Source organism: Klebsiella sp. BIGb0399 (assembly GCF_003752615.1).
GTDB lineage: Bacteria > Pseudomonadota > Gammaproteobacteria > Enterobacterales > Enterobacteriaceae > Klebsiella > Klebsiella lignicola.
In genome coordinates this window covers 1724398-1749374 of sequence record NZ_RKHT01000005.1, presented here as the reverse complement: position 1 = coordinate 1749374, position 24977 = coordinate 1724398, and the positions used below count along the sequence as shown (strand labels likewise).

Annotated in this window: 24 protein-coding genes; 16 read left to right on the top strand and 8 right to left on the bottom strand. The window is 58.4% G+C overall.

Annotation, left to right across the window (positions count from 1 at the left end; all coding sequences use genetic code 11):
* Window positions 1-87 precede the first annotated feature (87 nt).
* The 4 genes from EDF82_RS08615 (at window position 88) to EDF82_RS08600 (ending at window position 3131) form a co-directional block, all read left to right on the top strand.
* Entirely contained in the window at window positions 88-849 is a 762-nt protein-coding gene (locus EDF82_RS08615; protein ID WP_123755082.1) for a dimethylarginine dimethylaminohydrolase family protein, read from the top strand.
* A gap of 29 nt (window positions 850-878) precedes the next feature.
* Window positions 879-1652, top strand: a complete 774-nt coding sequence (locus EDF82_RS08610) for an ABC transporter substrate-binding protein (protein ID WP_123755081.1) — start codon at window positions 879-881, stop codon at window positions 1650-1652.
* 64 nt (window positions 1653-1716) lie between these two features.
* The gene (locus tag EDF82_RS08605) at window positions 1717-2409 is read left to right on the top strand and encodes an ABC transporter permease (protein WP_123755080.1); all 693 of its coding nucleotides are present in this window, start codon (window positions 1717-1719) and stop codon (window positions 2407-2409) included.
* Window positions 2406-3131 (top strand): ABC transporter permease, encoded by a 726-nt coding sequence (locus tag EDF82_RS08600; RefSeq protein ID WP_123755079.1) that lies wholly within the window; start codon window positions 2406-2408, stop codon window positions 3129-3131. Before EDF82_RS08605 ends, EDF82_RS08600 begins: the two co-directional genes overlap by 4 nt.
* Here EDF82_RS08600 and EDF82_RS08595 read toward each other — a convergent pair whose 3' ends face one another.
* On the bottom strand, window positions 3132-3587 hold the full coding sequence (locus tag EDF82_RS08595; RefSeq protein WP_123755517.1) for an Lrp/AsnC family transcriptional regulator: 456 nt from the start codon (window positions 3585-3587) through the stop codon (window positions 3132-3134). It abuts the gene before it with no gap.
* A 14-nt stretch (window positions 3588-3601) separates the two neighbouring features.
* Between EDF82_RS08595 and EDF82_RS08590 the strand changes: the two genes are divergently transcribed.
* Window positions 3602-4717, top strand: coding sequence for a succinylglutamate desuccinylase/aspartoacylase family protein (locus EDF82_RS08590; protein WP_123755078.1), 1116 nt, complete (start codon window positions 3602-3604; stop codon window positions 4715-4717).
* 41 nt (window positions 4718-4758) lie between these two features.
* On the opposite strand, the gene EDF82_RS08585 is transcribed toward EDF82_RS08590, so the two are convergent.
* Window positions 4759-5664, bottom strand: a complete 906-nt coding sequence (locus EDF82_RS08585; RefSeq protein ID WP_123755077.1) for a proline iminopeptidase-family hydrolase — start codon at window positions 5662-5664, stop codon at window positions 4759-4761.
* Window positions 5665-5747: 83 nt separating this feature from the next.
* Window positions 5748-6500 carry a LuxR family transcriptional regulator gene (locus EDF82_RS08580; protein ID WP_123755076.1) on the bottom strand — a complete coding sequence of 251 codons (753 nt, stop codon included), beginning with the start codon at window positions 6498-6500 and terminating at the stop codon, window positions 5748-5750.
* A 203-nt stretch (window positions 6501-6703) separates the two neighbouring features.
* On the opposite strand from EDF82_RS08580, the gene EDF82_RS08575 reads away from it, so the two are divergent.
* The 7 genes from EDF82_RS08575 to EDF82_RS08545 all read left to right on the top strand — a co-directional run bounded on the left by EDF82_RS08575 (window position 6704) and on the right by EDF82_RS08545 (window position 14390).
* Window positions 6704-7603: a proline iminopeptidase-family hydrolase gene (locus EDF82_RS08575; protein WP_123755075.1), complete on the top strand. Its 900-nt coding sequence runs from the start codon at window positions 6704-6706 to the stop codon at window positions 7601-7603.
* The gene (locus EDF82_RS08570) at window positions 7603-8541 is read left to right on the top strand and encodes an ABC transporter permease (RefSeq protein WP_123755074.1); all 939 of its coding nucleotides are present in this window, start codon (window positions 7603-7605) and stop codon (window positions 8539-8541) included. Before EDF82_RS08575 ends, EDF82_RS08570 begins: the two co-directional genes overlap by 1 nt.
* Window positions 8538-9383: an ABC transporter permease gene (locus EDF82_RS08565; RefSeq protein WP_123755073.1), complete on the top strand. Its 846-nt coding sequence runs from the start codon at window positions 8538-8540 to the stop codon at window positions 9381-9383. The genes EDF82_RS08570 and EDF82_RS08565 overlap by 4 nt, the downstream gene beginning before the upstream one ends.
* The gene (locus EDF82_RS08560; protein WP_123755072.1) at window positions 9380-10360 is read left to right on the top strand and encodes an ABC transporter ATP-binding protein; all 981 of its coding nucleotides are present in this window, start codon (window positions 9380-9382) and stop codon (window positions 10358-10360) included. Before EDF82_RS08565 ends, EDF82_RS08560 begins: the two co-directional genes overlap by 4 nt.
* Window positions 10361-11395 (top strand): ABC transporter ATP-binding protein, encoded by a 1035-nt coding sequence (locus EDF82_RS08555; protein WP_123755071.1) that lies wholly within the window; start codon window positions 10361-10363, stop codon window positions 11393-11395.
* The gene (locus EDF82_RS08550) at window positions 11376-12890 is read left to right on the top strand and encodes an ABC transporter substrate-binding protein (RefSeq protein ID WP_123755070.1); all 1515 of its coding nucleotides are present in this window, start codon (window positions 11376-11378) and stop codon (window positions 12888-12890) included. The genes EDF82_RS08555 and EDF82_RS08550 overlap by 20 nt, the downstream gene beginning before the upstream one ends.
* Before the next feature lie 234 nt (window positions 12891-13124).
* Window positions 13125-14390 carry a dicarboxylate/amino acid:cation symporter gene (locus tag EDF82_RS08545; protein ID WP_123755069.1) on the top strand — a complete coding sequence of 422 codons (1266 nt, stop codon included), beginning with the start codon at window positions 13125-13127 and terminating at the stop codon, window positions 14388-14390.
* A gap of 298 nt (window positions 14391-14688) precedes the next feature.
* Here the strand turns inward: EDF82_RS08545 and EDF82_RS08540 are convergent, their stop codons facing one another.
* From EDF82_RS08540 to yegD, 5 genes are all read right to left on the bottom strand, one after another.
* Window positions 14689-15306, bottom strand: a complete 618-nt coding sequence (locus EDF82_RS08540; RefSeq protein ID WP_123755068.1) for a transcriptional regulator — start codon at window positions 15304-15306, stop codon at window positions 14689-14691.
* A gap of 136 nt (window positions 15307-15442) precedes the next feature.
* A complete protein-coding gene (locus tag EDF82_RS25150; RefSeq protein WP_148060386.1) occupies window positions 15443-15580 on the bottom strand; it encodes a small membrane protein in 138 nt (45 codons plus the stop codon).
* 526 nt (window positions 15581-16106) lie between these two features.
* Window positions 16107-16802 (bottom strand): response regulator transcription factor, encoded by a 696-nt coding sequence (locus EDF82_RS08535; protein WP_123755067.1) that lies wholly within the window; start codon window positions 16800-16802, stop codon window positions 16107-16109.
* Window positions 16799-18784: an ATP-binding protein gene (locus EDF82_RS08530; RefSeq protein WP_370453880.1), complete on the bottom strand. Its 1986-nt coding sequence runs from the start codon at window positions 18782-18784 to the stop codon at window positions 16799-16801. The genes EDF82_RS08535 and EDF82_RS08530 overlap by 4 nt, the downstream gene beginning before the upstream one ends.
* A gap of 387 nt (window positions 18785-19171) precedes the next feature.
* Window positions 19172-20524: a molecular chaperone gene (yegD, locus tag EDF82_RS08525; RefSeq protein ID WP_123755065.1), complete on the bottom strand. Its 1353-nt coding sequence runs from the start codon at window positions 20522-20524 to the stop codon at window positions 19172-19174.
* Window positions 20525-20673: 149 nt separating this feature from the next.
* On the opposite strand from yegD, the gene alkA reads away from it, so the two are divergent.
* The 4 genes from alkA (at window position 20674) to asmA (ending at window position 24856) form a co-directional block, all read left to right on the top strand.
* Window positions 20674-21522, top strand: coding sequence for a DNA-3-methyladenine glycosylase 2 (gene alkA, locus EDF82_RS08520; protein ID WP_123755064.1), 849 nt, complete (start codon window positions 20674-20676; stop codon window positions 21520-21522).
* A 145-nt stretch (window positions 21523-21667) separates the two neighbouring features.
* Window positions 21668-22309, top strand: a complete 642-nt coding sequence (gene udk, locus EDF82_RS08515; RefSeq protein ID WP_123755063.1) for a uridine kinase — start codon at window positions 21668-21670, stop codon at window positions 22307-22309.
* 90 nt (window positions 22310-22399) lie between these two features.
* Window positions 22400-22981, top strand: coding sequence for a dCTP deaminase (gene dcd, locus EDF82_RS08510; RefSeq protein ID WP_123755062.1), 582 nt, complete (start codon window positions 22400-22402; stop codon window positions 22979-22981).
* A 27-nt stretch (window positions 22982-23008) separates the two neighbouring features.
* On the top strand, window positions 23009-24856 hold the full coding sequence (gene asmA / locus EDF82_RS08505) for an outer membrane assembly protein AsmA (RefSeq protein WP_123755061.1): 1848 nt from the start codon (window positions 23009-23011) through the stop codon (window positions 24854-24856).
* The last annotated feature ends 121 nt before the right edge of the window (window positions 24857-24977 follow it).

Genomic DNA, 24977 nt, shown 5'->3' with positions numbered 1-24977 from the left:
ACAATATCTGTTTGATAATCAAGAAAACCCGTTGCTTTACCCGCGTGTCGGGAAGCGCAACGTTCATTTGTCACCTGAGGGTTCTCTATGCATTTCAACCAGGCTATTGCCCGTCTGCCCGCCGCCACCTGCGCCGCCGGCCAAACCACCGCCCGCCTCGGAGCGCCAGATATTGCCGGCACGACCCGCCAGTTCCTTGCCTATGTCGAAACCTTGCTGCAGCTCGGGCTGAAAGTCACCGTTCTGCCTGCCGCCGCGGATTACCCGGATGCCCACTTTGTGGAAGATACCGCGGTAGTGATGCCGGAGCTGGCGGTGATCACCCATCCTGGCGCGCCGAGCCGTCAGGGTGAAGTGGCGACCATCGCCCCGGTGCTGGCCGGTTTTCGCCCGCTGGTGCAGATGAGCGAACAGGGTCATATGGACGGCGGCGATGTGCTGCTGGTCGGCAAGCAGTTTTTTGTTGGCCTGACCGCACGTACCGACGAACAAGGGATCCGCGAGTTTGCCGCCGCCGTCGAACCGCACGGCTACCAGGTCACCGCGATTGAAGTGAGCGCCGGGCTGCACCTGAAATCGATTGTGAACTACGTCGGGCGCAATACGTTGCTGCTGACGGAAGGCTACCTGCATCACCCGGCCTTTAGCGGCTTCAATACCATTGTGATCCCGCAGGAAGAGGCGTATGCCGGCAATACCTTGTGGATCAACGACACCTTGATTACGCCTCAGGGCTACCCCTATACCCTCGGCGAAATCAGCAAGCTGGGAATGCCGGTGGTGCAGCTCGACACCAGCGAATTTAAGAAAATGGACGGCGGCCTGACCTGCCTTTCACTGCGCTTTTAGCCACACCGTTGACATCAGGGGTAACCGATATGAAAACACGCATTGCCGCTTTACTGGCCTGTATGGCGCTGAGCGCACCGCTGGCCGCACAGCAGTTTGACACCATCAGCTTTGGGGTGGACGGTGGCTATCCACCGTTTGATGTCCTTGCTCCCAGCGGCGAGATCACCGGCTTTGACATTGATATTGCCAACGCCCTTTGTACGCAGCTAAAAGCGAAATGCGTCTTCGTGAAGCAGCCGTTCGAGAGCATGATTGCCGCGCTCAACGCCCATAAATTCGATGCCATTATCGCCTCGCTGAACATTACCGATGAGCGCAAGAAAGAGGTGGATTTCACCGACCGCTACTACCGCAGCGCCGCGCAGCTGGTGGCGCGCAAAGGCAGCCCGCTGCAGCCAGATGCCGCCAGCCTCAAGGGCAAGACCGTCGGGGTACAGACCGGTTCAACCCATGAAGCCTACGCCAGAACCCACTGGGCCAACCATGGCGTGAAAATCGTCGGTTACGCCAACCAGGATAACGTTTATCTCGATCTGCTCTCCGGGCGTATCGATGCTTCCCTGCAGGACAATATTCAGGCGGCCACCAGCTTTATCGATACCCCGCGCGGGCAGAAGTTTGCCTTCGCCGGCCCGGTTATCAGCGATGGCAGTATCTCGTCCGACGTCGGCATTGCGGTGAATAAAGACAATCCGGCGCTGCGCGATGCCCTGAACGGTGCGATTAAGCAAATCCGCGCCGACGGCACCTACGAGGCCATTCAGAAAAAGTACTTCAGCTTTGATATCTACGGCAAATAAGCCGTGAAGGGGAGGGCGCGGTCGGCGATCGGCGCCCCTTTACGACACGGGTGGAAGACAGAATATGGTTGCAGACTATTTACCGTTACTGCTGCGCGGCGCGGGGCTTTCGCTGTGCGTGATGCTGGTTTCGTTGCTGGTGGCGCTGTTGTTAGGGCTGGTGAATGCGCTGATTAAGCTGTTCGGGCCGCGCTGGCTACGCTGGTTTTCGACCGGCTATACCACGCTGGTGCGCGGCATTCCGGAGCTGGTCATTATGCTGCTGCTGTTTTTCGGCGGCGAGATGCTGGTGAATACGCTGCTGGGGCTGGTCGGGTTCGGGCCGGTTCGCTTCAATACCTTTATTTCCGGGGTGCTGGCGATTGGCTTTGTGTTTGGTGCCTACTACACCGAAACCTTTCGCGGGGCCTTTCTTACCGTCGACCGGGGGCAGACCGAAGCGGCACAAGCGTACGGCATGCGTCCGTGGACGGTCTTTCGGCGCGTGATGCTGCCGCAGATGCTGAGTTTTGCCATTCCGGGCATCAATAACAACTGGCTGGGGCTGATGAAAGCGTCGGCGCTGGTGTCGATCCTCGGTTTAGAAGATATGGTGTGGCTGGCGGAACAGGCCGGGCGCGCCACGCAGAAGCCGTTTTTGTTCTACTTCCTCGTGTCGCTGATTTATATGGTGATCACCGCCTTGTCCAGCTGGCTGTTTAATCGTCTGGCGAAGCGCTACGCGCTGCGCTCTTCGACGGCGGGAGCGGCGCTATGAACCTGCAGACTTTTATCGATGCGCTACCGGGCTACCTGTGGAGCGACGGCAACGGCTCGGCGAGCGGGCTGGCGGTGACGGCGGAACTGTTTTTACTGTCTATCGTTCCCGGCATGGTGCTGGCGGTAGTGATGGCGGTCATCCAGGTGTACGGCCCGCGACTGCTGGCCTGGCCGATTCGCGGCTGCACCTGGTTCTTTCGCAGCACGCCGCTCTACCTGCAACTGATGCTGATCTATTACGGGCTGTCGCAGTTCGATATCGTCCAGCTGGGCTGGCAAAACGATCGGCCGTTCTGGCTGCTGTTCCGCGATGCGACCTTCTGCGCCACCTTAGCGTTGGTGCTGAATACGGCCGCTTACGTGGCCGAGTTGCTGGCAGGGATGATGATGACCTTCCCGCGTCAGGAGTGGGTGGCCGGTGAAGCCTACGGCATGAGCAAAGGACAAATTATTCGTCGTCTGGTGCTGCCGGCGACGCTGCGGCGGGGTATTCCGGCGCTGAATAACGAGATGGTGTTTTTACTGCATGCCACGTCGCTGGCCAGCACCGTCACGCTGCTCGATATTACCGGCGTCGCGCGGGCGTTTTATGCCATCACCTATTCGCCGTTTATTCCGTTCCTGATGGCCGCCGCGCTCTATTTGCTGTGCACTTTTTTACTGATATTCGCTTTTTCACGCGCCGAACGACGCTGGCTGGCGTTTGCCCGCCGCTCGTGATCAGGAGCGTTTAATCGCCTGAAGTTCAGTCAGGGTCACGATTTTATCGACGCGGAATTTTTTGCTGGTCAGCCAGGTGTCCGCCAGCTGGCAGTAGTGGGCCATGCTGCGACAGCCGATGCGCACCAGAAAGTCAAAGCTGCCGCTGACCAGCCAGCAGTCGAGCACTTCCGGGGTCTGGCGCATCTCCTGTTCAAATACCGGCTGCGAGCGGCCATGGTCGGCCAGCGCAATCTGCGCCTGCACCACGAAGGCATGCTCCGGCTCGGGGAGATCGATAATCGCGCTGTAGCCTCTGATAATTCCATCGCGCTCAAGGCCACGTACGCGTTCCAGGCAAGGACGGGCGGTGAGGTTTACCTGCTCCGAGAGCTTTTGATAAGAAATGCGGCCATCCCGGCGCAGGATTTCAAGGATCTTATGATCGATACGGTCAAGCCGGGCTTTCTTTTCCACAAAGAGGACGTCCAATGAAAATTAAACACTATACCTTACCCGAACATGCCCTGGGTGGGCAGCGGCAATTAACGCATTTTCATTTTGGCGAACCCGGCGTCGGGGAGAAAGTCTATCTCCAGGCAGGGCTGCATGCCGATGAAATCCCGGGCATGTTGGTGCTGCACTATCTTAAAAGATTACTGTGCCAGGCGGAACGGCGCGCCGAGCTGCGCGGTGAAATTATCCTCGTTCCGGTGGCAAACCCGCCGGGACTGGCCCAGGTGATGCTCAACAGCGGCATCGGGCGCTTTGACCTCGGCAGCGGCCGCAACTTTAATCGTGATTTTCCCGACCTGGCCCGCCTGGCGCAACCCCTGTTGCAGGACGCAGCGCCGCTGACGCACGATAACTACCGGCAGCGGGTACGCCAGGCGATGCGCGATGGGCTGGCCGCGGAGCCGGTACGTAGCGAAGTGCAGGCGCTGCGCCATCATCTGCTGAGCCTGGCCTGCGATGCGGATGTCGTGCTGGATCTGCACTGCGACGACCAGGCCATTTTACATATGTACGCCGATCCGGCCTGGCAGCCAGAGGCCGGGGTACTGGCCGCTTTTCTTGGGATTGGCACGGTGATGCTGTCGCAGGAGAGCGGCGGTAACTCATTCGATGAAGCCTGCGGGCTGCCCTGGCAGCGTCTGGCGGCCCCGTTTCCCCAACTGCCACGGCAGCCCGGCTGCATGGCGGTGACCGTCGAGCTGCGAGGCCAGCAGGAGGTCAATCACGAGGTGGCGCGTCAGGATGCCGAACGGCTCTATCGCTACCTGCAATTTCGCGGCGTGCTGGCCGGCGATCGTCCGGAGGTCCCGCAGCAGCAGACGGTGATGCTGCCGTTTAGCGCCGGAGAGATTGTCACCGCCCCGGCGAGCGGCATTCTGGTCCAGCTGAAACAGCCCGGCGAGTGGGTCAGCGCCGATGATGTGGTAGCCGAAATTGTCGACCCGCTGACCGATATGATCAAATCCGTGCGCCCGCAGGCCGGCGGGCTGATCTACGCCAGCCGTCGGGCGCCGTTTGTGACCTTCGGTGCCGAAGTGATGAAAATCGCCGGCGAACAGCCCTTCAGCGGCGGTGGCGGACTGGCGATGTAACACGCCAGAGAGTGAACTCACGGCTTTCCCGCTGTCGGTGGCTATCGGCGGACTGGGAGCACATCGTCGAGAAAGTCGTTCACCGTCTGCATGCATAACGCGCGCTCTTCCACGTGCGGCATATGGCTGGACTCTTCGAATATTGTCCAGCGCACGTCGGGAATGTGGTCCATAAAGGGCTGCACCACCTCCGGCGTAGCCTCGTCGTAACGCCCGGAAATCAGCAGGACCGGAACCTGGATGTGCGCCAGACGGTCGATAATGGTCCACGCTTTCATGCTGCCGATGACGTGAAATTCGGTGGGGCCGTTCATCGCGTGATACACCGTCGGGTCGGCATCCATCGCGTCAAAGGTGCGCCGCACTTCCGCCGGCCAGGGATCCAGGCGGCAGACGTGGCGTTGATAAAACACCTGGCTTGCCGCTTTATACGCCGGGCTGTCCAGCGTGCCCGCCGCTTCATGTTCCTGTAGCGTCTGCTGGACCCCGGCGGGCAGCTGCGCCCGCAGGGCCGCCGCCCCCTGTAGCCACAGCGCCATTGAGGCCGGAGAATTGGCGATTACCAGCGCCTTTAGCCCCGACGGCTGCGTCACGGCGTGTTCCGCCCCCAGCATTCCGCCCCACGACTGACCAAGCAGGGCGTAATTATCGGCAATCTCCAGATGCTGCAGCAGGTTAGCCAGTTCATCGAGAAACAGCGCCGGCTGCCAGAAGTCGGCGGGCTGCTGCGGAAGATGGGTCGAGCGCCCGTTGCCTAACTGATCGTAGTGGATCACCGCCCGCCCGCTGAGGGCGATATCGCGAAACGCGTCGACATAATCATGCGTACACCCAGGTCCGCCGTGGGCAACCACCAGCGGCGTCAGGCCGCTATGGAGATCGCCGCAAACACGAAACCAGGTTTGATACTGCCGAAACGGCGCGTAGCCTTCGCTAATGGTGTACATGAATGTTCTTTCCCTGCTCAGTGGACCGGCTTTCAGGGTAAAGGCTGGTCACCGCGGCTGAACACTAGCAAAAATGCTAGTTCTTAACTGTCGAGCAGGCGGTAGTGCAGGGCGCGGACCACCGCCTGCACGCGGTTGCTGGCGCCGAGTTTTTTCGCTGCGGTATTCAGATGTAGCGTCACCGTCGCTACCGAGCGATGCAGCTTGCGGGCAATCTCTTTGGCGGTCAGCCCCTCGGCGGACCACGCCAGGCATTCACGCTCGCGGTTGCTTAACTTCACGTGACGACAGGTCAGCATGGTGCTGTCGAACAGCGGGAAGGCGGACTCCTGAAACTGGTGGGCCAGCAGCATCAGCTGTGCGAGGGTCGCGTTGATTTCCCGCTCCTGACGCTGGCCGGTGTGGATGCCGGTGAGGGTCACAAACCCGCCGTTAGGCAGATGCAGGGGAACCGTGGCGCCGCAGGGCATATTGTGTTCGCGCATATAGTCGGTAACGGCGGCGGCGTCGGTATCCAGCCTGCCGCGCAGCATGCTGTTATCCGGGCGTTGATAGGACCAGACAAACGGCGCGCAGCTCGCCAGCGCGCAGTGCTGCACCGGATCCAGCTGGTAATAGCCGCGCTCGCACCACAGCTGGCGCATATCTTCCGGCACGTTGTACGTCTTCAGTAATGACGGCGTAATCAGCTCCCCCTCCAGCGAGCGCGGGACCGGCGTGTAGTCGTAAATGACCGCGTCGAATCCCAGAGTGCGGGTTTGCTGAAAAAGCCCGCCGAATGCCTCATCCAGGCTGGTCGCCCGGGCGCTGCCGGGGCGTTCAAACTCCAGTCGCATAAAACCCCCTTCAGGTTAAACCGAGATCCGCGACGGGCACGATTTGTGCAAAACCGTCCGGTGCTCGCTCATAGGTATGCAATTCCGGTGCCGTCCCGACGCGGCGTAAAACTAGTATTTTTGCTAACTGTTCAGCTTCCGGCGTTGCCGTTAGCGTTAATGCAACGCCAACAGCCGGCACCATCGACGACGAGGAACACACCATGTGGAGCGAAATAGCACCCGACCAGTGCCATCACATTGCGGTGGATGGATATAACGTCGTGGCGTATCAATTCGGCGACGGCGACGAGACCATTTTGTGCCTCAATGGCGGGCCGGGGCTGCCCTGCGACTATCTGCGCGAGGCCCACTCTTTTCTGAAACTGCACGGCTACCGGGTAATCGCCTTTGACCAGTTGGGTACCGGAAAATCCGACCGACCGGATGACGCCAGCCTGTGGACCATGGCGCGTTACGTGCGGGAAGTGGAAACCGTCCGCCAGACGCTGGGGCTTGGCAAGGTCCATCTGCTTGGTCACTCGTGGGGCGGCTGGCTGGCAATTGAAGTGGCGTTGCACCATCCTGGCGCGATTCGCTCGCTGATTCTGGAAAACACCGTTGCCGATATGCCGCATCTGGTGCAGGAACTGAACCGTCTGCGCGGCGCGCTGGGTTCCGAAACCGTGGCGATGATGCAGCGTTATGAAGCGCTGGGCTGGCTGGATCACCCGGCCTATCAGGCAGCGATTACTCTGCTGAACTATCGCCACGTCTGCCGCCTGGACGTGTGGCCCGAGCCGGTTAAGCGATCGCTTGAGGACTGGAATATGGCGCCCTATGTCACCATGCAGGGGCCGAACGAATTTCTCTATACCGGTAATTTAAAAGCGTGGAACCGTAGCGCAGAACTGGCCTCCATCCACGTGCCGTGCCTGATCACCAGCGGCCAGCACGATGAGCTGACGCCTGCCTGCGCCCTGAAAATGAAGCAGGGGCTGGCGAATGCCGAGATCGCGATTTTTGCCAACAGCAGCCATATGCCGTTTTACGAAGAGCCGCAGGCGTACTACCCGGTGCTGCTCGACTTTCTGGCGCGCCAGCGCGACCCGGGAGGCCGCTGATGCACCGTTACCGTTTTCTGTTGTTTCGTCCGCTACAGCTGCTGCCGGTGCTGCTGGGCATCAGCCTGATCACCTTCATGATGGTGCGCGCCATCCCCGGCGATCCGGCGCGCATTCTGCTGGGAGTCCGCAGCACTCCGGCGGCGCTGGCCCGCGTTCGCGCGCAGTTTGGCCTCGATGAACCGCTGTGGGTGCAGTACGGCTATTTTCTGCGCAACTTGCTGCAGGGCGAGCTGGGGAAGTCGATTGTCTACCGGGTGGATACCCTCAAGCTGATCGGCTCGCGGCTTGAACCGACGCTGTGGCTGGTGCTGGGCAGCGTGCTGCTGGCGATAGTGCTGACGGTGCCGCTGGCGACCACCGCCGCCCGCCAGCGCGGGCGCCTCGCCGACCGGCTGATTCGTCTTTTTACCACCGCCGGGCTTGGCTTTCCGGCGTTCTGGCTCGGCATCATGCTGATCCTGATGTTCAGCATCGTGCTCGGCTGGTTTCCGGTCTCCGGCTACGGCAGCGATTTTATAGACCAGCTGCATCATATGGTTCTGCCGTGTCTGACCGTGGCGCTGGCGCTGTCGGCGGTATTAATTCGTAACCTGCGCGCCAGCCTGCTGATGGAGATGAACAGCGACTATGTCGTCGCGGCCCGGGCGCGCGGACAGCGAGAGCGTCGGATTTTCTGGCGCCACGTGCTGCCGAACTCGCTGGTACCGACCATTAACCTGCTGGCGGTGAATATCGGCTGGCTGATCGGCAGTACGGTGGTGATCGAAAGCGTGTTTGCCATTCCCGGCCTCGGACAGCTGCTGGTGAAGGCGATCTTCAGCCGCGACTACATGGTGGTCCAGGGGGTGGTGATGGTATTTGCCCTCGCCACCGTGGTGGTGAGCCTGCTGGCGGATATTCTGACCGTGGCCCTCGACCCGAGGATCTCATTATGAAGGCGATAGCGACCTTTTCCCGCCTGCGTCAGCGGGCGATCCCGCGCCAGCAGGCGCTGTGTGCCGGGCTGGCGATTGTCGGGCTGTGGCTGCTGGTGGCCTGTCTGGCACCGTGGATTGCGCCGTTCGACCCGATCGTTCAGGACCCGGCATCCAGCCTGCTGCCACCGGGGGGGATCCATCCGTTCGGTACCGACAATTTTGGCCGTGATGTCTTTTCCCGCGTGCTGTGGGGGGCGCGGGTCGATCTGCAAATCTGCCTGCTGGGGGTGCTGTTTCCCTTTATGCTCGGCACCACCCTGGGGGCGCTTGCGGGCTATCTTGGCGGAGTGGTGGATGCGCTGGTGATGCGGGTGATTGATATCGTGCTGGCCTTTCCGTTTCTGGTGCTGATGCTGGCGATCATCGCCATCCTCGGGCCGGGGCTGAGCAGCTTTTATATCGCCATGGCGATGGTGGGTTGGGTCTCATATGCCCGCCTGGTGCGCGCTCAGGTGCTGACCCTGAAACAGCGCGATTTTATTCTGGCGGCCCGCAGTCTGGGCTACGGCCATCTGCGGATATTGTTCCGCCACCTGCTGCCGAACGCGTTGACCGGGGCCATCGTCTTTTCGATGTCCGACTGCGTGCTGGTGCTGCTGAACGGCGCGTCGGTGAGCTATCTCGGGCTTGGGGTACAGCCGCCCACCGCCGAATGGGGGGTGATGGTGGCGGAAGGACAAAGCTTTATTACTACCGCATGGTGGATAACCACCTTTCCCGGTCTCGCCATCGTGCTGCTGGCGATGGGGTTCAGCCTGCTGGCCGACGGGCTGGGCGATAAGTTAGGAGAGCGCGTATGAGTCTGCTGACGGTAAACAATCTGACGGTCACGCGCGGCGCAGATATCGCGCTGGTGGATAACATCTCGTTCACGCTGGCGGCCGGGGAGATGCTCGGGCTGGTGGGCGAGAGCGGGTCGGGAAAAACCGTCACCTGCCGGGCGCTGATGCGCCTGCTGCCGGGAACCGGATTACGCATCACTGCTGGGGAAGTGCGGCTGGGCGGACGGGATATTTTGTCCCTCAGTGAAGGACAGATGTCGGCGGTGCGCGGGCGGGAAATCGGCATGATTTTCCAGAACCCCACCAGCCATCTCAATCCGGTGATGACCATCGGCGAACAGATTGCCGAAAGCCGCCGCCTGCACTTTGGCGCCAGCCGTCGTCAGGCGCGGGAGGATGCGCTCGCGCTGCTGCGTCAGGTCGGGATCCCCGACCCGCAGAACCGGCTCAATAACTATCCGCATGAGTTTTCCGGCGGTATGCGCCAGCGGGCGATGATTGCCGTTGCCCTCGCGCCGGAGCCGAGGCTGCTGATTGCCGATGAACCGACGACCGCGCTGGACGTGACCGTGCAGATGCAGATTCTGCGCCTGCTGAGCGACCTGCGTGGGGAACTGGGGCTGGCGGTCATTATGATCACCCATGACCTTGGCGTGGTGGCGCAAACCTGCGACCGGATCGCGGTGATGTACGGCGGACGGCTGTGTGAAGTGGGCGGCAAGCGCGAGGTGCTGGCCGGGCCGCTACATCCCTATACCCGCGGACTGATTGACTGCCAGCCGGTGAGCGAAGGCGGGCAGGGGAGACTGACGACCATCGACGGCCAGCCGCCGGTTGCCGACCATTTTCCGCCAGGCTGTCGTTTTCACCCGCGCTGTCGCCGTGCCGACGAGGCCTGCCAGCAGCAACCGGTATTGCATTACGGGCAGGAGGGTCGCACTCACGGCGCCGCCTGCCATCACATATTGCCGACGCTTACCCGGCGGGAGGGTTAAATGGTTCACGCTCACTGGCCGCTGCTTGAGGCCGATAATCTTTCCGTCACCTTTCCGGTTTCCGGCGGGCTGTGGCAGCCAAAACGGCGGGTACACGCGGTCAATCAGGTGTCGCTGCAGATCCACCCCGGCGAGACCCTGGGGCTGGTGGGCGAATCCGGTAGCGGCAAAAGCACGCTGGGGCGGGCGCTGTTACAGCTGGAGCGGGTTGCCGGCGGAGAGGTGCGGTTCGAAGGGCAGCGCATCACCCATGGTTTAACCAGCGATATTGCCCGGCTGCGTCAGCAAAGCGCGATGATTTTTCAGGACCCCTTTGCCTCACTGAACCCGCGTCAGACCGTAGGTGAGAGTATCGCCGAGGTGCTGCGGGTGCATAAGAAAGTACCGCGCGGGCAGGTCGCCCGGCGGGTCGAGGCGCTGCTGGTCCAGGTTGGCCTGCGCCCGGAGCAGGCCAGCGCGAAACCGGCTCAGCTAAGCGGCGGCCAGTGCCAGCGTGCCGGTATTGCCAGAGCGCTGGCGATGGAGCCGCGGCTGATCGTCGCGGATGAGTGTGTGGCGGCGCTGGATGTTTCTATTCAGGGGCAGATCGTCAATTTACTGATGGATCTGCGCGAAACCATGGGGCTGGCGATTCTGTTCATCGCCCACGACCTGGCGATTGTGCGCCGGCTGTGCGATCGCGTTACGGTGATGTACCTCGGGCGGATCGTCGAGGAGGGGCCAGCGGAAGCGGTCTTCACCCGACCGCTGCACCCGTACACCGCCGCGCTGGTTTCGGCGATCCCGGAAATTGACCCGGATAAACCGCTGCCGAAGAGCGGTCTGGGGGGCGAACCACCCAGCCCGGTCGCAGTTCCACAAGGCTGTGCATTTCATCCGCGCTGCCCTTATGCGCAGGTGCAGTGTCGCACCGGCGCACCACCACCAACCCGGCAGATTGCCGACCGCGCTTATGCCTGCATCCTCAACCATGCGGGCCATGAGACCGTTTTTCCTTTGACAGGGGGATCTTTTGATGAAGCACAGGCATGTTAAATTACTGGCGGCCAGCGTATTTCTGGCGTTAAGCGTGGTCAGCGAAATGGCGCAGGCGGCGGGGGTATTGACCATTGGTCGCCGCGAGGACAGCACCACCTTTGACCCGATAAAATCGGCGCAAAACGCCGATAACTGGGTCTTTTCCAACGTCTTCGACCCGCTGGTGCGGGTGGATAAAAGCGGGACAAAGCTGGAGCCTGGGGTGGCTGAGAGCTGGACCATTTCTACGGATGGTAAGGTCTACACCTTTAAAATTCGCGATACCCAGTTTTCCGACGGGACGTCGCTGACCGCCAGCGATGCGGCGTTTAGCCTGCTGCGCATCCGTGATGATGAGGGCTCACTGTGGCGCGACTCCTACAGCATTATCGCCAAAGCCGAGGCCACCGACCCGCGCACCCTGGTGGTGACCCTGAAATCGCCTTCCGCGCCGTTCTTATCGCAGCTGGCGCTGCCGAACGCTTCGGTGATTTCAGAGAAGGCGATGAAAGCCGAAGGCGAAGAGGCCTTTGCCGAGAAGCCGGTCGGCTCCGGCGCGTTTAGCGTGAAGGAGTGGCAGCGCGGGGAGAAAATCGTGCTGGTGAAGAACCCTCACTTCTGGCAGGCGAAAAACGTCAGCCTCGATGGCGTGGAGTGGCTTACTATTCCTGACGATAATACCCGGATGCTGAAAGTGCAGGCCGGAGAACTTGATGCTGCCCTGACCGTGCCTTTCTCGCGCATCGCGTCGCTGCAGAAGGATGCGAATCTGAAGGTGGAGCTGGATCCCTCCACCCGCGAGGATCATCTGCTGATTAACCATTCCCACGGCGCGCTGGGCAAAGTGGAAGTGCGCCAGGCGCTGGACTTCGCGATTGATAAAGACGCCATCGTCAAGACCGTGACCTTTGGCTACGGTCAGGTGGCGAACTCGTATATTCCTGCCGGGGCGCTGTATCACTACGCCGACAATCTGCGTCGCCCCTACGATCCGCAAAAGGCAAAAGCGATGCTCAACGCGGCGGGCGCCGCCGACCTGAAGCTGAACTATGTGGTCAACGCCGGGGATGAGGTGGATGAGCAAATCGCCATTTTGCTGCAGCAGCAGCTGGCGAAAGCCGGGGTGACGGTCAACTTACAAAAAGTCGATCCGAGCCAGAGCTGGGATATGCTGGTGGCCGGGGATTACGATATCTCGGTGATGTACTGGACCAACGATATTCTCGACCCCGACCAGAAAACGACCTTTGTGCTGGGGCATGACAGCAACATGAACTATATGACCCGCTACCATAACGAGCAGGTCAAGGCGCTGGTGGCCGCCGCGCGCGTCGAAATGGACAGTAAAAAGCGCGAGCAGATGTATATCGACCTGCAAAAAATGGCCAAAGCCGACGTCAACTGGGTTGACCTGTATTACAGCCCGTACCGTAACGTCAGCCGTAAGAATATCGACGGTTTTTACCAGAATCCGCTGGGGCGCTTCTTCCTCGAGGATACCGTGAAACACTAATGCCTCTTTGCGCCGGTTGGCCCTGGTCACCGGCGCTTTTTTTCCTCTCCGGACCCCGGTGGCGGATTGATATGCGTCAACCTTTCCGTCAACTACAGAGATAAATAACTAAAAAAGAGTTGTAACTCTTGCAGGTTTTATTCAATTTATGTGTCGAATGTTTAATGTGTAATTATAAATAAAATACATACACGTTAAAAATCAATACGTTAAATAAATCAGGGGTTCATTTTTGTGGCAAGTGCAAACAAACTCACGCTGTTCATCGTCATTTTCATGCTGCTGGGGATCCTCTCCGGCGCGGTGATTCATGAATACGCATCCCCAGGGGCGGTTGCCTCCTGGTCGGAAAATATCACGCTGTTTACCGACATGTTCTTACGACTGATTAAAATGGTGATTGCGCCGTTGGTCTTTAGCACCCTGACGGTGGGCATCATGCGGTTGGGTGAAACCGCAACCATCGGGCGGGTTGGCGGTAAGGCGATGGTGTGGTTTATCACCTCGTCGATCCTCTCTATTCTGGTGGGCCTGGTGATCGTGACCCTGCAACATCCGGGCGCTGGGTTAAATCTGGCGATCCCGAAAGAAGCGGTGGATACCGGCCTGGCGGTGAGCGGGATGAGCCTGAAAGGCTTCCTGTCGCATACCATCCCCACCAGTATTACCGATGCGATGGCGAACAACGAAATTCTGCAAATTGTGGTGTTCTCGATGTTCTTCGGGATTGCCGGGGCGTCGCTGGGTGAGAAATTCAATGCGCCGCTGGTGGCTGCGCTGAACGTGGTGTCGCACATCATGCTGAAGGTGACGGGCTATGTGATGTACGTGGCTCCGCTGGCCATTTTTGCCGCCATTTCTTCGGTGATTGCCTCGCAGGGGATGGGGATTTTGCTCAACTACGCCTCGTTTATCGGCGGTTACTACCTGGCCGTGCTGCTGACCAGCGGCGTGTTGCTGGCGGTAGGTTACATGGTGCTGAAGAAAGAAGTCTTTCGTCTGCTTAACATGCTGAAAGACCCGGTGCTGGTCGCTTTCACCACCAGCAGTTCTGAGGCCGCGTATCCGAAGACCCTGGAGCGACTGGTGAGCTTTGGCTGTTCGCGCAATATCGTCTCCTTCGTCCTGCCGATCGGTTACTCCTTTAACCTGGTCGGGTCGATGGTCTACTGCTCCTTTGCCTCGATGTTTATTGCCCAGGCCTATAACATCCACCTCAGCTTTAGCGAAATTACCGTCATGATGCTGACGCTGATGCTGGCCTCCAAAGGCATTGCCGGGGTACCGCGTTCGGCGCTGGTGGTGCTGGCGGCGACAATCCCCAGCTTCAATATTCCGGTCGCCGGGATCCTGCTGCTGATGGGGATTGACCATTTCCTCGATATGGGGCGTTCGGCGATTAACGTGCTGGGCAACGGGATCGCCACGGCGATGCTGTCGAAGAATGAAGGGCAGTTACAGGAAGAGGTGCCGGAAGGGGAGCCTCAAGTTCAGGCCTGATAAAGTGATGCCCCGGTAAAGGGGCATCAACTTAAGAAAGGGTGAAATACGGCAGAAAAAGAGGCCCCCAACAGGCACGCAAGGGGCAATGTGACGAAATGGTCGCACCTGTAATAAAAGCATTGTTCTAAGGGTACAAAAATACGCGGCAGTATCGTTATACCCAGGTGCCGAATAATATTACCGGTTAGCGACCGCCGTTGCGCTATTATTTTACCCTTGTTCAACGACTTTCAGATTATCCGCCCTGAACAACCCGCTATAATCCTAATTTTCCCGCTAATGGTACCTGCAGGTATTAACCTCGTTGCTTGAGTAGATGAATAAACTGAAAAAAGTCAGAGTGATTATTCAGCCCGTATTTTTCCATAATCTGGTTTTTATGATAGATAACCACCTTCGGGGTGATCTGATGCAGGGTCGATATTTTGCCAATATCGAAACCGTGCATTAGACCATGGGCCACCACAACCTGCGAAGGTGACAGGGTTTTATGCGGGCAGTTGACGCAGATGAGTGCCGGGTCGAACGCCTGGGTTACGGTGGGATCCGCACGTCGTTTCAGCGCTTTCGCAATAATGTCAGCCATGCCATCAAGACTGACAGTTCGGAGCGGCACGAAGGTCACGTCTTTCAGACAGTTCACAATCCGGCTCTTTTCAGGCAGGGTCTCATAGCGATGTAGAATGATAACTTCGCTGTTTTTCTTACGGTTTTTAATGCTGATATTACAGAGATGAATCTCACCCGGCAGCAGTTCGGTGATGATAATATCCTGCTCGGCCAGCCCACTCGTCGCGTGAGTAAAGCTGACCGTCAGACCATCGCTGGCCTGGGTGAGATCGTCGATGATGGCCATCAGCGACGCCCTGAGGAAGGTGTTGCGGCTAACGATCGCGATACTGATATTTCTCATGGCGTGATATTCCTGCGCATCAACACGACGCCATGCTGCGAGCAACCTTTCGGGCGTATACGGCAATAGCTAGCGGGGAAGCGTATTTGATAAACTGCTGCCACGGTCTTGTATCAGGACGGCAGCACAACCCGGATTATCGTTTACGATTATTTTTATAGAATAATGGGAATTTTTGTCTATTCCGATCTTTGATATAAGTAATAAGACTATAAACAGAGACGCACAGCAGAAAAATACACAGCAGTAAAACTAACCACGTTTGCAAAACCATGCTTAAGATCCCTTAACTGATATTGATGGTGTCATATACCCGTCATACTTCAAGTTGCCTGGGTGTTGGCTGCACCCGCGCACCCCAGTCACTTACCTGAGTAAGCTCCTGGGGATTTACGGCTTTGCCGCCTACAAGCAACTCGAATTATATTGGGTATAAACGTGCCTCGGCGCGGACACGAAAATGGGTATTCCGTATAAAGCTTTTATTATCGCGTCTTACATTTATTCGCGTAACGTCGCCGCGCGGAATAATATCCCTGGAAGTGATAAATCAGGGATACCCGGAAAGTGGCTAGACGGGAGAGTGGGCGCTTCACTCTCCTGTTGCATGGCTGTTTTCGGACAAGACCTTCACGGCGTCGGGTCAATGTAAGAAAATTCTTAGTTTTCCGTCAGTCTCATTTATCTCATTCCTCTCAAAAAGTGAGAAAAATTAACAACAACAGCCAAATGAATAACTTATCGCTGAAAAAACAATCCGGGTCGTGCAACTTGTACGCCGGGATAGGGAAAGAGGGAGTTTAGGGGATAAATGCCAGGCCTTTGCCAAAAATGGCCCGGATGGGTAACACCACGCCATGAAGACGCGCTTTGTTACGCAGGCGGCTGATCACCACGTCAATGCGGTGCAGCTCCGGTTCGCTCTCATCGGGGAAAAGATAGGCGTGAAGATCGACCTTGCGGCAGACTTCACTGCGGTTGTGCATCAGGCGCGCCAGCAGCCGGTGTTCTTGCTGGGTCAGCGGGAGCGCCGTGCCGGAGGGGGCTATCAGGCTTTCAGGCTGCAATTGCCAGGATGCTGAAGCAGGCTGTGCAACTACGGGCGCTGAGGCCGGGGAGGCGGCGTTTTGCTGCTTAAGCCGGGCGCCCAGAGAATGAAGGGTTTCGGCCAGAACGGCAAAATTGACCGGCTTGATGAGAAAGCAGTCCGCGCCAAGATTAAATGCCTGCAGTTTATCCTGCTCATGTCCTCGGGCCGTCATCACCACAAGCCCGTATTCACCAAGCTCATGCAGGTAGTCCAGCACGCTGAAGCCGTCTTCGCCGGGCAGACCGATATCGATCAGCACCAAATCGACCGGATCGCGATGCAGCTGTCGCCAGAACGCCTCGGCGCTGTGCACGCCCCAGGCGCTGAAGCCACGAAAGCGCAGAAAGGCCAGCAGTTCGTCAAGGAGATCGACGCTGTCTTCAATGATAGCCACGCGTAATGTCATGATTTTCTCTTGTGCGGTGATGGGGCATCCACGGGAAGCGTGAGCGCAAATTCACAACCATCCGGGCTGTTGGTTATCAGCCACAGCTCGCCATCGTGCGCCTGGATGATTTGTCGGGCAACGTACAGCCCAAGACCGGTGCCGGCGGGGGGCGTGGTGCGAACGGAGCCACGCTGGTAACGCTCAAAAATCCGTTCCACCTGATCGCCGGCGATCCCCGGTCCCTGGTCGCGAATGCGAATTTCATAGTGGCCCACATTCGGATAGATATCGACCGCGATCTCGCCGGACGGGGAGTACTTGACCGCGTTGTCCAGCAGATTGGCCAGCGCAATGCACAGCAGTCCGCTATCAACGCACAGCGCCGGCGATGGCGTTTGTGAATCGACGGTTTTCCCGGCCAGCGTGACGGTAAAATAATGATTCAGGGAGAGTTCAACCACCGTTGCCGCCATATAGATCACCGGGAGCAGGTCGGCCTGTTGTTTATCGACATGCAGCGCGCTGGAAGATAAGCGGGCATCGGCCAGGCAGTTATCGGTTAGCTGGACCAGCCGTGTCGTTGCGCGCTGCATGCGATCCAGACGCGGCCCTTGCGCGGCTTCAGGAGTGCATAAGCGCAGATTTTCCAGCGCCCCCTGGATAACGGAGAGCGGCGTGCGGAACTCGTGCGCTACCATGCCCATAAACTGCCGCTGCTGAAAGCTTGCTTCGCGCTCGATCTGCAGTTCGCGGGTTAACTGCTGCTTTTGCATCAACCTGCGGTTTTCAGCCCGGATGCGCAGCACCGCGATGATCAGCACGGTGACAATATGCACGATCAGCGCGTATTGCCAGGTCGAGTAAATGGCGTTATGAAAAGGGATCACGCCATGAACCGACAGCAGCGCCAGGGCGGCGGAGACCACGTAAACGGGAGGCAGCAGCCCCAGCAGAAAGGTGTGCAAATCGATGGCTTTGCGCCGCCAGAGGGCCCATGAGGTGAGCAGCAGAATAGGGGCAGCGATAAAGAACATCCCTGCCTCAATCTGCATCGCCAGGCCATAAAAGCCCAGCGGAACGCTGGCGAGAAGCACAACATTGACCGCAATAGCGGCGAGCAGCAGCTGGTGCAAGCGCGGCATATTCTTTTTAAGGTCAAACACCTCGCTATGCAGCCACAGCGCGGTGGCATAGCTGAGCAGCGACAGATAGCTGATCATCGCGTCCTGTACCGGGAGCACCGCGTCCCCGAAAAACCATTCAGGATAGCCGTGCAGCGCCGCCACCAGCGGATAGTTAAGGGAAAACAGGCAGATCCCCCACAGCAGGCGGCGACGTAGCAACAAGGCGAGCCACAGGGCAACCCCGCTGGCAATGAAGGCCAGGCCAAAATAAAAACTCCAGAATGCGGTATCCCGGGTGGCCGCCTGTACAAATTCCTGCGGTGAGGAAAGCGTCGCCAACAGGATCAGGGTACTGCTGCTCTGCAGGCGGAACACGACATCGTAACCCGCGGCGCTCGGCGGCGCTGGCAAAATCAGGACGCTTTCCCGGTAATTGAGATCGCTATCGCGGGTAGAGGCGCGATCGCCAAAGGCTTTCAGCGTCCACGGAAGGTCACTTCCGGCGGGACGATAATAGACGTTGAGATGATCGACAAAAGAAGGCCCAACCTGCAACCAGCGTGGTTCACCCTGAAAATACGATTCCGGCAGACGGGTCTGTAGCCAGTAGGTCTTTGAAGAATAGCCAAACGAAGGAATACGTTGCCCCTCGCTGAGCGCACCCGGCGGTAACGCGAGAAAACCCTCCAGAGTCAGCGAATTGCTGCTGTCGGCATACCATTGTACCGGCGTATCGAGGCCAATCTGCCGGGTTTGCGCACGGGCAGGGGGGCAATACTGGAGGCCGATGATGATGCCGCAGCAGATCCACAGCAGGACTCTGCGGCTCCAGACGATCGGGAGGATGGAGCCAGTAACGGCGCGGATATGATGCAAACTCGCCCCCTGCGGCATGGATCAATAAAAAGAAATAAAATAGCCAATGCTCGCGGTAACTTGCACAGGCCATCCCCCGGGATCCGGGAGTTTATTAATGAGGTTCTAATGGCAAAGCATTCTGCGGCGGACAACGAGATTATTCCAGCGATATTTACAAAAGGTGCTACTGGACGGATCTGATCTCCAGACCGCGCCAGTACAGGGATTCAGCAGGTTGGTTGGGGCGTGAACGGTGGAATATGGTGTTGCTGCGGCGGTGCGGCAATATAAAGCACTACAAGCGGGGCAATGAATACGAGAATAAAACCACAAATGAACCAAAAGGAGCCGCGCGTTCCATGCGCCGACGGGTTCAATAGCGGGGCAGAGCCTGCCCCGTAAAGATCAGGCGAACACCACCTGCGCCCAGCGGGCCAGCCCGGCGGTGACCGAGCCAAAATCATCGCCACCGGCAATCGGTATGCCCGGCAGATGCGCCGCCAGCGCTTTCTTAATCAGCGGGGAGCGAGCGCTACCGCCGGTAAGATAGATGACATCCGGCGTTTCGCGGCTGTTGTCCAGCGCCAGCTGAACCTGCTCCATGATCCGCGTCAGCGGTTGGTTTAACGCCGCTTCCAGCCCCTGTTGGCTGATTGCCGTTGCCAGTTCGTCGCCGATAAACGGCAGTCCGGTGGTCACGTTGTCCTGGGCCGAGAGGGCGATTTTGCTCTCTTCTGCGCTGCGTACCAGGCGATAACCGAGACGCTGGCGCCAGACCTTCAGCAGCAGCGCCACTTTTTCGCCGTCGCGGGCATCACGCAACAGATCATTGAGCAGTCGACCGTTGGCCGTGCTGTAGAACTCGGTTTGTGCCGGAACATCGTTAATCGCTACCGCGTTCCACCACGGCAGGACCGGCAAGGCAATCCCTTTCTCGGTCTCTCCGCCCATGCCCAGCAGCGGCATCAGACATTTAAATGCCAGCGCGATGTCGAGATCGTTACCGCCGACGCGACAGCCGCTGTGGCCCAGCAGGCTCTGCTGGCGGTCGGCTTTCTGGCGCCACTGTGGCCCCATCAGCAACAATGAACAGTCGGTGGTACCGCCGCCGATATCGACCACCAGCACGCGTTTTTCATCGCTCAGGGTGGCTTCGAAATCCAGGCCGGCAGCGACCGGCTCAAACTGGAAAACCACGTCGTTAAACCCGGCGCGTTTTGCCGCGCGTTCCAGAATCCCCTGCGCCTGGGTATTGGCCTCATCACCGCCGAGTCCCTGGAAGTTGATCGGTCGACCAATCACTGCCTGGTCGATATTCTGACTCAGTTGGTTTTGCGCCTGCTGTTTAATGTGCAGCATCATGGCGCACACCAGGTCTTCAAACACCGCGACCTGCTGCGGCTTGAGGCCGCTGGCACCGAGGAAGGATTTTGGCGATTTAACGAAGTACACCTCTTCCGGGTCGTCAACGTACTGATGCAGCGAGGCAAGGCCAAACTGGACGCTGTTGCCGAGGACGTCAATGTCTTCATCGCGGTTGTAGTTAATGGCGCGACGCAGCAGGGCCTGGTTTTCATCACCGTTTGGCGGCACCTGATGATGGCGGAAGAGCCATTCGCTGACCGCTTCGCGGGTCGGCGCGGACAACATTGACGGTAGCAGCGTGCTGCCGTTTTCCAGCGTTAACAAATGCGGCTGATTATCGCGCATCACCGCAACGGAACAGTTGGCGGTTCCGTAGTCAAAACCAATAAACATGACCTGAAAATCCCCATGCCAGTGAAGAAGGGGGGCGACTTTAGCGGATTGCCGCCATCGCGACAACTGGAATTTAAAAGCAAGGCCCGTCAGAGACAAAGCGTCTATGATTGATGCATTTAATAAGGGTAGATGAAGAAGGAGAGAGAATGACGCTGTTACCGTGGAAGCCACCTTATGACCAGCAATGGATTTTTGATTTTCTGCGTGCGCGTGCGGTGACGGGCATTGAAACCTTTGGAGAAGGGCATTATGCCCGCAGTTTTTCGCTGGCGGACCACCACGGTTTAATTAAGGTGGTGCCCGATGAGGCGGCGCAAGGATTACGGGTGACGTTATCGCCTGGCCTGTTGCCGGTGGCGGAGGAGTGCTTCGCCCGGGTGGCGCGCCTGTTTGACCTGGACTGCGATCCGCAGCAGGTGGCGCAGGTGCTGGGACCGCTGGCCAGCGGGCGGCCAGGATTGCGGTTACCTGGTTCACTCGACGCGTTTGAACAGGCGGTGCGTGCGGTACTGGGACAACTGGTCAGCGTGGCGATGGCGGCGAAGCTGACGGCTAAAGTGGTGGCGGCCTATGGCGAGCCGCTGGCGGATGCGCCGGGCTACTTCCTTTTTCCGGAACCGCAGGCTCTGGCGAGTGCGGATCCGCTGGCGTTGAAGGCCACCGGAATGTCGCTGCGCCGCGCCGAAGCCTTAATTCATCTGGCGCAGGCGGCCATCGACGGCCAGCTTCCGCTGGTGGCGCCGGACGATATCGATGCCGGGATGAAGCAGTTACAGACGCTGCCGGGCATTGGCCGGTGGACCGCAAGCTATTTTGCCCTGCGCGGCTGGCAGGCGAAGGATATCTTTTTGCCGGATGATTATCTGATTAAACAGCGGTTCAGTGGCATGACGCCAGCACGTATTGGCCATTATGCTCGACGCTGGCAGCCGTGGCGTTCCTACGCGTTATTGCACATCTGGTATACAGAAGGGTGGTCTCCGACGCAGGAATAGCGTTGTGGGGCGCATACCTCTGGTATCGCCGGGCTGAAATCCCTATAATTGCCGCGTTTGACGGTCAATCGTCACCCTTCCAATACACAAATTCATTCAGAGCGTTGTGTATATACATCCAGGTTAATCAGGTCGCAAAAAAGTTATGACTGATACGTCTCATCAGTGCGTCATTATAGGTATCGCCGGCGCATCGGCTTCGGGGAAAAGTCTCATCGCCAGTACGCTGTATCGCGAATTACGTGAACAGGTCGGCGATGAACATATTGGCGTTATTCCGGAAGACAGCTACTACAAAGATCAAAGTCATTTGTCGATGGAAGAGCGTGTTAAAACGAACTACGACCATCCGAGCTCGATGGATCATAGCTTGCTGTTCCAGCATCTGCAGATGCTGAAAAGCGGCCAGCCCATTGAATTACCGGTTTACAGCTATGTTGAACATACGCGTATGCCGGAAACTGTCCACATTGAACCGAAGAAAGTGATTATCCTCGAGGGGATTTTGTTGCTGACCGACGTGCGCCTGCGTAATGAGCTGAGCTTCTCGATCTTCGTCGATACGCCGCTGGATATTTGCCTGATGCGCCGCATCAAGCGCGACGTCAATGAGCGCGGTCGCTCAATGGACTCGGTAATGGCGCAGTATCAGAAAACCGTTCGCCCGATGTTCCTGCAGTTTATCGATCCCTCTAAGCAATATGCCGACATTATTGTGCCTCGCGGCGGTAAGAACCGGATTGCGATTGATATTCTTAAGGCAAAAATCAGCCAGTTCTTTGAATAACACAGACGAATTGTGTAACGTGCAAAGAGAATCTACATTGCCCTTAGCCCCGGAAGGTCTTGGGGCGTCACGCCTTAAAGGAGAGCGCTCATGCGTCTGTGCGACCGAGATATAGAAGCCTGGTTGGATGAAGGACGGCTGGTCATTAACCCGCGTCCACCTGTTGAGCGGATTAACGGCGCGACCGTTGATGTTCGGCTGGGGAATAAATTCCGCACATTCCGTGGGCACACCGCGCCCTTTATTGACCTTAGCGGGCCGAAGGCCGAAGTCGCCGCCGCGCTGGAACGGGTGATGAGCGAAGAGATTGTGTTGCCGGAAGGCGAAGCGTTCTACCTGCATCCGGGAGAGCTGGCGCTGGCGGTGACCTATGAGTCAGTGACGCTGCCGGCCGATCTCGTCGGCTGGCTGGACGGTCGTTCCTCGCTGGCGCGTCTGGGTCTGATGGTGCACGTGACCGCGCACCGTATCGATCCGGGCTGGTCTGGCTGCATCGTACTGGAGTTTTTCAACTCCGGTAAGCTGCCGCTGGCGCTGCGCCCGGGGATGCCTATCGGCGCATTGAGTTTTGAACCGCTGTCAGGCCCTGCGGCACGGCCCTATAACCGCCGTGAAGACGCCAAATATCGCGACCAGCAGGGCGCGGTGGCGAGTCGAATCGACAAGGACTGATAACGTAAGCGGTGTACTGAGGGTGCCATGAGACGAATTCTGACAACGCTAATGATCTTGCTGGCGGTGGTAGTCGCCGGGCTAACCGCGTTGGTATTGCTGGTCAATCCCAACGATTTTCGTTCCTATATGGTGCATAAGGTGGCGGAACGTAGCGGTTATCAGCTCGAACTCGATGGCCCGCTGCGCTGGCATGTCTGGCCGCAGTTGAGCATTCTCTCAGGCCGTATGACGCTGACCGCGCCGGGCGCCGCTGAGCCGGTGGTGCGCGCGGACAACATGCGTCTTGACGTGGCGCTAATGCCGCTGCTTTCGCATCAGCTGCAGGTTAAGCAGGTGATGTTAAAAGGCGCGGTTATCCAGCTGACGCCGCAGACCGAAGCCGTGCGCCGCCAGGATGCGCCAGTAGTCCCGCATGACAACACGCTGCCATTGGTGCCGGAAGATAACGGCTGGTCTTACGATGTCAGAAAGCTGCAGGTGGCGGATAGCGTCCTGTTCTTCCAGCACGAAGACGGTGAGCAGGTAACGGTACGCGATATTCGCCTGCAGATGGAGCAGGATGAAAATCACCACGCCACGCTCGATTTCTCCGGGCGGGTCAACCGCGACCAGCGTGACTTAGCGCTCTCTTTCTCCGCCGAGGTGCAGGGCGGCGACTATCCTCATTCTTTAAAAGCCGATATCTCTCAACTGAACTGGCAGCTGCGCGGCGCGGAACTCCCGGCTGAAGGCGTCAGCGGGCAGGGTAGCCTGGAGGCGAGCTGGCAGGAAAATGAGAAAAAAATCAGCTTCGATAATCTCAATCTGACTGCTAACGGCAGCGCGATTAGCGGTGATGCCAGCGTGGTATTAGGCGATCGGGCGGACTGGAACCTCAATCTTCACGCCACCACGCTCGATCTCGACAGCCTGCTGATTCACAGCTCTCCCGCGACCGATGCGGGGGCGACTCAGCAGGGACAAAGCCAGCCGCGACAGCTGCGCCCGGTGATTGCCGATAGCGATATTCAAAACGATTATGCGAGTCTGCGCGGATTCAGCGCCCATCTGTCGCTGGCGGCCGACCAGCTGCAGTGGCGGGGCATGAAGTTTACCCAGGTGAAAAGTGACATTACTAACCAACTGGGGCTGCTGACCATCAATCAGCTGCAAGGTGAACTGGATGGCGGCGTGATATCGCTCCCCGGCCGCCTTGACGTGCGTGGTGATACCTCACAGGCATCCTTCCAGCCAAAACTGGATAATGTCGAGATTGCGACCATCCTGAAAGCGTTTAATTATTCGCTGAATCTGACCGGGAAACTCTCTTTAACCGGCGATTTCTCTGGCGAAAGAATTGATGCCGATGATTTCCGTCGCAGCTGGCAGGGCGACGCTCAGCTGCGGATGAGCGATACCCGCACGGAAGGGCTTAATTTCCAGCAGCTGGTCCAGCAGGCCGTAGAACGTAGCACCAACGTTCAGGCTCAGGAAAACTACGATAACGCGACGCGTCTGGATGCGATGAGCAGCGAACTGCAGCTGGCGCAGGGGCAGGTGACCCTGAAGAATCTGCAGGGGCAATCAGAGATGATGGCGTTGACCGGGCAGGGCGACCTTAACCTGCTGAAAGAAAATTGCGATATGCACTTTAACGTCCGCGTGCTCGGTGGCTGGAAAGGTGAAAGCAAGCTTATCGACAAGCTCAAACAGACGGCGATTCCGCTGCGTATCTACGGCAAATGGCAGGAGTTAAGCTACAGCCTGCAGGTCGATCAGGTGCTGCGCCGGCAGTTGCAGGATGAAGCCAAACAACGCCTTAACGACTGGATGGAGCGCAATAAGAACACCCAGGACGGCAAAGACGTGAAGAAGTTGCTCGATAAGCATTAAGCCGCGTTGAGTATCTTGCATCTGTATGGCCCGGGTAGCGGCGCTCAGCGCCTTATCCGGGCCACTCGTATTAGCCTGTAGCCCCGGAAAGCGGTAGCGCAACCGGGGGAACGGTGTCACC

Bases quoted from the DNA above. Each gene is read 5' to 3' on its own strand.
- EDF82_RS08615 (WP_123755082.1), top strand. From the start codon at position 88: ATGCATTTCAACCAGGCTATTGCCCGTCTGCCCGCCGCCACCTGCGCC.
- EDF82_RS08610 (WP_123755081.1), top strand. From the start codon at position 879: ATGAAAACACGCATTGCCGCTTTACTGGCCTGTATGGCGCTGAGCGCA.
- EDF82_RS08605 (WP_123755080.1), top strand. From the start codon at position 1,717: ATGGTTGCAGACTATTTACCGTTACTGCTGCGCGGCGCGGGGCTTTCG.
- EDF82_RS08600 (WP_123755079.1), top strand. From the start codon at position 2,406: ATGAACCTGCAGACTTTTATCGATGCGCTACCGGGCTACCTGTGGAGC.
- EDF82_RS08590 (WP_123755078.1), top strand. From the start codon at position 3,602: ATGAAAATTAAACACTATACCTTACCCGAACATGCCCTGGGTGGGCAG.
- EDF82_RS08585 (WP_123755077.1), bottom strand. From the start codon at position 5,664: ATGTACACCATTAGCGAAGGCTACGCGCCGTTTCGGCAGTATCAAACC.
- EDF82_RS08580 (WP_123755076.1), bottom strand. From the start codon at position 6,500: ATGCGACTGGAGTTTGAACGCCCCGGCAGCGCCCGGGCGACCAGCCTG.
- EDF82_RS08575 (WP_123755075.1), top strand. From the start codon at position 6,704: ATGTGGAGCGAAATAGCACCCGACCAGTGCCATCACATTGCGGTGGAT.
- EDF82_RS08570 (WP_123755074.1), top strand. From the start codon at position 7,603: ATGCACCGTTACCGTTTTCTGTTGTTTCGTCCGCTACAGCTGCTGCCG.
- EDF82_RS08565 (WP_123755073.1), top strand. From the start codon at position 8,538: ATGAAGGCGATAGCGACCTTTTCCCGCCTGCGTCAGCGGGCGATCCCG.
- EDF82_RS08560 (WP_123755072.1), top strand. From the start codon at position 9,380: ATGAGTCTGCTGACGGTAAACAATCTGACGGTCACGCGCGGCGCAGAT.
- EDF82_RS08555 (WP_123755071.1), top strand. From the start codon at position 10,361: ATGGTTCACGCTCACTGGCCGCTGCTTGAGGCCGATAATCTTTCCGTC.
- EDF82_RS08550 (WP_123755070.1), top strand. From the start codon at position 11,376: ATGAAGCACAGGCATGTTAAATTACTGGCGGCCAGCGTATTTCTGGCG.
- EDF82_RS08540 (WP_123755068.1), bottom strand. From the start codon at position 15,306: ATGAGAAATATCAGTATCGCGATCGTTAGCCGCAACACCTTCCTCAGG.
- EDF82_RS25150 (WP_148060386.1), bottom strand. From the start codon at position 15,580: ATGGTTTTGCAAACGTGGTTAGTTTTACTGCTGTGTATTTTTCTGCTG.
- EDF82_RS08535 (WP_123755067.1), bottom strand. From the start codon at position 16,802: ATGACATTACGCGTGGCTATCATTGAAGACAGCGTCGATCTCCTTGAC.
- yegD (WP_123755065.1), bottom strand. From the start codon at position 20,524: ATGTTTATTGGTTTTGACTACGGAACCGCCAACTGTTCCGTTGCGGTG.
- alkA (WP_123755064.1), top strand. From the start codon at position 20,674: ATGACGCTGTTACCGTGGAAGCCACCTTATGACCAGCAATGGATTTTT.
- udk (WP_123755063.1), top strand. From the start codon at position 21,668: ATGACTGATACGTCTCATCAGTGCGTCATTATAGGTATCGCCGGCGCA.
- dcd (WP_123755062.1), top strand. From the start codon at position 22,400: ATGCGTCTGTGCGACCGAGATATAGAAGCCTGGTTGGATGAAGGACGG.
- asmA (WP_123755061.1), top strand. From the start codon at position 23,009: ATGAGACGAATTCTGACAACGCTAATGATCTTGCTGGCGGTGGTAGTC.